The organism is Pseudomonas sp. PME37.24/025 (assembly GCF_055556615.1).
Genome location: NZ_JBVHNK010000134.1, coordinates 1 through 277, shown reverse-complemented (window position 1 = coordinate 277; position 277 = coordinate 1). Strand labels below are relative to the sequence as shown.

1 protein-coding gene is annotated in these 277 nt (G+C 63.9%); it reads right to left on the bottom strand.

Annotated elements, in window-relative coordinates:
- On the bottom strand, positions 1–277 hold a 277-nt coding region (locus ACZ3HH_RS29820), incomplete at both ends, for a metallophosphoesterase (RefSeq protein ID WP_465810151.1).

Here is a 277-nt window from a genome sequence, read left to right as displayed (position 1 = left end):
CAAACGGGCCGTATAGCCACGGTTCTTCCTTGATCTCGATGTTCAGTTCCGCCGGTGGGTCGCCGGCATGGCGGTCATGGTTGCCGCGCACCAGAATCATCTGCACCTGAGCATGCCGCTCGCGCCAGGCCTTGAGCTTGGCGATGATCGCCGGCGCCTGAGCGTGGCGGGCGTGCAAGAAATCGCCGAGTACAATGAATTGCTCGCAAGCGTGCTCGGTAAGCAACGCATCAAGGCGGGCGAGGGTGGCATCGGTGGTGCCGCGCGGCACTGGCTG